The sequence below is a fragment of the Kitasatospora sp. NPDC059571 genome (assembly GCF_042735675.1).
Classification (GTDB): Bacteria; Actinomycetota; Actinomycetes; order Streptomycetales; family Streptomycetaceae; genus Kitasatospora.
The window spans coordinates 1-5,113 of sequence record NZ_JBHWBW010000537.1; the positions used below are offsets into that span (position 1 = coordinate 1).

Annotated in this window: 6 protein-coding genes; 5 read left to right on the forward strand and 1 reads right to left on the reverse strand. The window is 72.9% G+C overall.

Annotation, left to right across the window (positions count from 1 at the left end; genetic code table 11):
• Both ACFV0G_RS34930 and ACFV0G_RS34935 read left to right on the forward strand, forming a co-directional pair.
• Window positions 1-694, forward strand: a 694-nt coding sequence (locus tag ACFV0G_RS34930; RefSeq protein WP_380556660.1) for an RDD family protein, incomplete at its 5' end; no start/stop codon positions are given.
• 131 nt (window positions 695-825) lie between these two features.
• Window positions 826-1,584 (forward strand): RDD family protein, encoded by a 759-nt coding sequence (locus ACFV0G_RS34935; protein WP_380556662.1) that lies wholly within the window; start codon window positions 826-828, stop codon window positions 1,582-1,584.
• 84 nt (window positions 1,585-1,668) lie between these two features.
• On the opposite strand, the gene ACFV0G_RS34940 is transcribed toward ACFV0G_RS34935, so the two are convergent.
• On the reverse strand, window positions 1,669-1,959 hold the full coding sequence (locus ACFV0G_RS34940; RefSeq protein ID WP_380556664.1) for a hypothetical protein: 291 nt from the start codon (window positions 1,957-1,959) through the stop codon (window positions 1,669-1,671).
• Between the two features lie 252 nt (window positions 1,960-2,211).
• Between ACFV0G_RS34940 and ACFV0G_RS34945 the strand changes: the two genes are divergently transcribed.
• The 3 genes from ACFV0G_RS34945 to ACFV0G_RS34955 all read left to right on the forward strand — a co-directional run bounded on the left by ACFV0G_RS34945 (window position 2,212) and on the right by ACFV0G_RS34955 (window position 4,984).
• On the forward strand, window positions 2,212-2,889 hold the full coding sequence (locus ACFV0G_RS34945; RefSeq protein ID WP_380556666.1) for an endonuclease V: 678 nt from the start codon (window positions 2,212-2,214) through the stop codon (window positions 2,887-2,889).
• Window positions 2,890-3,048: 159 nt separating this feature from the next.
• Window positions 3,049-3,543 carry a hypothetical protein gene (locus ACFV0G_RS34950; RefSeq protein ID WP_380556668.1) on the forward strand — a complete coding sequence of 165 codons (495 nt, stop codon included), beginning with the start codon at window positions 3,049-3,051 and terminating at the stop codon, window positions 3,541-3,543.
• Between the two features lie 76 nt (window positions 3,544-3,619).
• The gene (locus ACFV0G_RS34955; RefSeq protein WP_380556670.1) at window positions 3,620-4,984 is read left to right on the forward strand and encodes a WXG100 family type VII secretion target; all 1,365 of its coding nucleotides are present in this window, start codon (window positions 3,620-3,622) and stop codon (window positions 4,982-4,984) included.
• The last annotated feature ends 129 nt before the right edge of the window (window positions 4,985-5,113 follow it).

Genomic DNA, 5,113 nt, shown 5'->3' on the forward strand with positions numbered 1-5,113 from the left:
CGGAACCGCCCACCACCCCCACCAGGGCGGGAGCCCCCGCTCCCACACCGCCCCCCGGCCCGCCGGGCGGCCGCAGGAACGGCCGGCGGAGCCGAGGCCGGCCCGGCCCGGGACCTCGACCACCGGTGCGAAGGCAGCCGGCCGCCGGACCGAACCCGAGCCGCTGCAGACCGCCGGGCTCGGCCGCCGACTGGCGGCGCGGCTGGTGGACACCCTGGTGGTGGCCGTGGTCGCGGTCGCGGCGGGCGTGCCGCTGACGGCGTCCGCCGTGGCCCACGTCCAGGAGAAGCTGGACCAGGCCCGGGCCGAGTCCCTGCTCGCCGGCCGTCAGGTGCAGGTCCTGGTGGTCGACGGCGTGGTGCTCGGCAAGGCCGGCGTCCTGCTGGGCGTGCTCCTGGTGCTCGGCCTGCTGTACGAGGTGCTGCCGACCGCACGCACCGGCCAGACCTTCGGCAAGCGGATCGCCCGGATCCGGGTGGTCGACACCCGGGGCGCGCGCTCCCGTCGGCCGGCTGCCGGCCAGGCCCGGCGGCCGGCCCGATCCGCTCCGCCGATCGGGCGATCGCTCGTTCGATGGATCGTCAGGCAGCTCGGGGTGCTCCTGCCGATCGGACTGTTCTGGCCGCTGCTCGACCGCCGGGCCCGCCGCGGCTGGCACGACCGTGCGGCGCGCACCCGGGTCGTGAAGGCCTGACAGCCGCCGGGCACCGCCGGCCGCCCGCCCCGGCGGCCGGGACGCGGCGCCCGACGCCGGCGCCCGGCAACCGGAGGCAAAACGGGTCGAATGTCCGGAGTTCGCCGGATCTGCGGTGTTCTACTCGGGGCATGAGCACCCAAGACCCCTCAGGCCCCGCAGGCCAGGAGCCGGAGGGCGGCGGCAAGCCCTCCTTCGACAAGCAGCCCCCAGACGGGGGCACGCCGCCCGGACAGCCGTCCGACCCGTACGGTGCACCGCCGCCGTCGCCCCCGCCGGCCGGCGGCAGCCCGTACGACACCCCCGGCGGCGGGCAGGGCGGCGCCGAGGACGCCCCCGGCAGCTACGGCGGTGCCTACGGCGCCCCGCCGCCGCAGTACGGCACACCGCAGTACGGGGCTCCCTCGTACGGGGCTCCGCAGCACGACGCACCTCCGGTCACCCCCGGCGAGGGCCCCGTCCCCGGCATGCCGGCCCTGGGAACCTGGCCCAGCCGGATCGTCGCCCAGCTCGTGGACCTCGTGCTCGTGGAGATCGTGGCGGTCCTGCTGGTGCTCCCGTTCGCCAGCCTGAGCGACCAGAACGGCTGGGTCGGCGCGACCTGGCTCGGCTACCTGCTCCTCCTGGTCTACGACGGCCTGATGCTCAGCCGCGACGGCCAGACCCTCGGCAAGAAGCTGATGAAGATCCGGGTGGCCATGCTGGTCGACGGCAGCGTGCCCGGTTCCGCGGTCGCCTGGACCAGGTCCGCCACCTTCGTCCTGCCCGCACTGATCTGCTGCGGCGGCCTGTGGTGGCCGATCGACGGCCTGTTCGGCGTCTTCGACAAGCCGTACCGCCAGTGCATCCACGACAAGGCCGCCAAGACCGTCGTGGTGTCGACCGTCTGACGACCGATCATCCGGCCGACTGCCGGCCACAGCAGAAGGGCCGGGCTCCGCGCCCGGCCCCGCGTCCGTCCCGCCCCGCGGGCGTCAGCGCTGGTGCGCCAACTCGGGCCGCTGGCCCGCAGTCTGCGGCTGGTCCCGGGACTGGCGCTCCCCGGCGTCCGGGCCCGCGGCCGCGCCCCGGTCGGCGGCCGAGCGGCGCTGCGCCGCGACCGTGACGAGCAGGGCGGTCGTCAGCGTGCCCAGCGCCACGGCAAAGGCCACCAGGACCAGAACCTCCGCCACCCCGGTCGATCCGGAGACGGCCAGCAGTGCCACGGCGGCGACGACGACGGTGAGCGTACCTGTGCTGAGCTGGGCGAGGGTCGGTCGCAACATGGCGGTCAGTCCTTCACACAGGTGTCGGGTGTCCGGTCGGCGGAGCCTCCCGCGAAGCTCCCCGTGGAGGTCTACCCGGGGCCCGGGCTCCGTACGTCAAGCGTAGCCGGGCATATTCAGGGCATGAGGGGCGCACGGACTCACGCCGGACGTCCCGGGATGCCACTGCGCTGCGCCCCTCGCCGTGCGCGCCCGGTACGGTGATCGTCGGAACATCGTCAAAATCATCAACGTCGCCGCCACGGGGGAGATGTGAGCGTACCGGCCGACTGGCCCACCGACGAGAAAACGGCCCTGGCCGAACAGGAACGCCTGCGCCCCCTGGTCTCCGCCGCCGGCCCCGCCCCGGCGCCCGGTGCGCTGGTCGCGGGAGTCGACGTCGCGTACGACGACGAGCGGGACGTGGTCGCGGCGGCGGCCGTCCTGCTCGACTACGCGACGCTCGAGGTGGTGGAACAGTCCACCGCGGTCGGCCCGGTGGCCTTCCCCTACCTGCCCGGGCTGCTCGCCTTCCGCGAACTCCCCGCCGTCCTGGAGGCCCTGGAGGGCCTGACCGCCGAACCGGACCTGGTGGTCTGCGACGGCTACGGCCTCGCCCACCCGCGCCGCCTCGGCCTGGCCAGCCACCTCGGCGTCCGCACCGGACTGCGCACCATAGGCGTGGCCAAGACGCCCTTCACCTTCACCTACGGCCTCCCGGGGCCCGAACGCGGCGCCTGGGCCCCGCTGGTCGACGGCGGCGAGGAGGTCGGCCGGGCCGTCCGCACCCGGCAGGGGGTCAAGCCGGTCTTCGTCTCGGTCGGCCACCGGATCGGCCTGGACGCGGCCGTCGCCGTCACCCTCGCCCTCACCCCCTCCTTCCGCCTCCCCGAGACCACCCGCCGCGCCGACACCCTCTGCCGCCAGGCACTCGCGGCGGCCGTCGCCTGATCCACGATCAGAACCACTCGTCGGCTCCCCCCGAAGGGGGCCTGCGCGCCCGGCCGTTGGCGTACGAGGGGGTGGTTCTGGCCGACGGACCCATGTGTTAGACATAAGGGTTAGACCTGGGATATGGCCGGTGTGACGTACGGGGGAGGCACGACAGACGTGAGCACGGGGAGCGGTTCGAGCGGCGGCTCCGGCGCCGGGTACCGCGTAGAGGTGGACAGCCTGCGGGCCTTCGCATCGCAGGTACGGGGCCTGCTGAGCGAGTTCGAGGCCACGGCCGGCGGCACCAAGGTGCACGGCCAGAGCGGCGTCGGACGCTCGGCGTTCGGGACGTTCGGCGAGGCCGAGGCGCTGCACAAGAAGTACGAGGAGATGAGGGACCAGCTTCGTCTCGTCCTCAACCATCTCCAGGACGCCATCGACCAGGCTCAGCGCAAGGCCGACGTCACCGCCAACAACTACGAGGAGCACGAACACGAGACCGCTCGTTCGCTCCACATCGAAACAAGTGACGGATGGTCGGTTCTCGGTGGCAGCTCTGTGGTGACTGCTTCCGTCAGGAGCAACGCCGTGCGATCCACGGCCCCGAGCGGCCCAAAGGGGCCGGCCGGTGCTGCACCGGCGGGCAGCGGCGATCCGCAGCCGACATGGTGACGGCCTCCGTGCCGGTGAGCAACGGCCCGGTAGAGGTCCCAGTCGAGACGATCAGTTGTAGGCGAGGTGTGCAGGCATGACTGATGCAATTCCCGAGACGAACTTCCACGGCTACAGCCATGGCCAGCTCCGGAGCATGGTTCAGGCCATGGACTCGGGCAGCGTCATGGCGGCGAGCGACCCGTGGCGTCGGGCCGCCGACAGTCTGAAGCAGATCCGTACTGCCCTGAATACGGCATCCGCCGATGCCACGTCCTCGTGGGAGGGTGCGACCAGCGACGCCTTCTACAAGTCGATGACGAGCATGGCGAACTCGGTCAACAACGCTGCCTCGTACGCCAATGACGCCGCGGTCGCCATGCAGATGATGGCCGAGGCCATCGACGCGGCCAAGCGGGACATGCCGGAGGAGCCGAGCTTCCTGGACAAGGCCGGGGACACCGTCAGCGACTTCGCCAAGGCCGCTGTCGGCGAGGACAACGAGGACACGAACACCAGCATCGCCGACGAGAAGAAGGCGCAGGCGGTGGCGGTCATGGAGACGCTGTCGCTCAAGTACCGCGTCACCACACAGTTCCTGAAGCCGCCGTCCACGGCCATGATCGACGAGGAAGGGCGTGACCTTGCGCCGTCCGACTCCGGTGGTGCGAGCGCCCTGGCGGGTCTGATCATGGGCGGCGGTATGGGCTTTGCCGGAGCGCAGGGCACTGGCGGAACGACGACGGCCGGGTCCCGTGCATCCTCGCAGTCATCCCCGCAGCGCAGTGTGACGTCACCCAAGGCGACGACCACCACTCGGACGGACACCGGCATCAAGGGCGGAATCGCGAATCCCACGCCCAACCCGAAGGCTCCGACCGGCCCGGGCACCGGGATCGACGGCGTTGTCGGTGGCGGCCGGGCAGGCGGCACCACCGGCGGGTCGGGTCTGGGCGGCACCGGCGTCATCGGGGCCGAGGGAACGGGCCGTGGCGGCTCCGGCGCCGGTGGCTCGGGCACCTACGGCGGAGGGACACTCTCCGGCTCGGGCGCGGGATCCGGTAGCGGCGGCGGTCTCGGCCGTGGCGGCTCCGGGGCCGGTGGTGCCGGCCGCGGCGGCAACGCGTTCGGTTCGTCCGGGATGGGCGAGGGCAAGTCCGGTGCAGGCAAGGCCGGTTCGGCCGGCCGTTCCGGCAGCGTGCTGCGCCGGGGCGGCGGTGTCGTCGGCGAAGCAGGAGAAGGCGGCTCCCGTCGTGGAGCTTTCACCGAGGGCGGTTCCGGTCTCGGCCGCGGCAGGTCGGGCACCGGCCAGGCCGGTGCCGGGCAGGGCCACGGAGCGCCCGGTGGCCCGCAGGCCGGCAAGAAGGACAAGAAGAAGGGCAAGGAGCGTCCCGACTACCTGGTCGAGGACGAGGAGACCTGGGTGTCGGGGGAGCAGGTCAACCCGAACGTGGTGGAATGAGTCCCGGCTCCAGGGCCGACAGCTGATCGGGCGCCCCCCGCCCCGCCGGGGTCATCGGGCGGCCCCCCACGAGTTGGGTGAACAATCCATGAACACCACCCCACCCAAGCGCCGCCATGACCTGCAGGG

Excerpts from the sequence above, each read along its gene's own strand:
- ACFV0G_RS34955 (WP_380556670.1), top strand. The coding sequence starts at position 3,620 with ATGACTGATGCAATTCCCGAGACGAACTTCCACGGCTACAGCCATGGC.
- ACFV0G_RS34940 (WP_380556664.1), bottom strand. The coding sequence starts at position 1,959 with ATGTTGCGACCGACCCTCGCCCAGCTCAGCACAGGTACGCTCACCGTC.
- ACFV0G_RS34935 (WP_380556662.1), top strand. The coding sequence starts at position 826 with ATGAGCACCCAAGACCCCTCAGGCCCCGCAGGCCAGGAGCCGGAGGGC.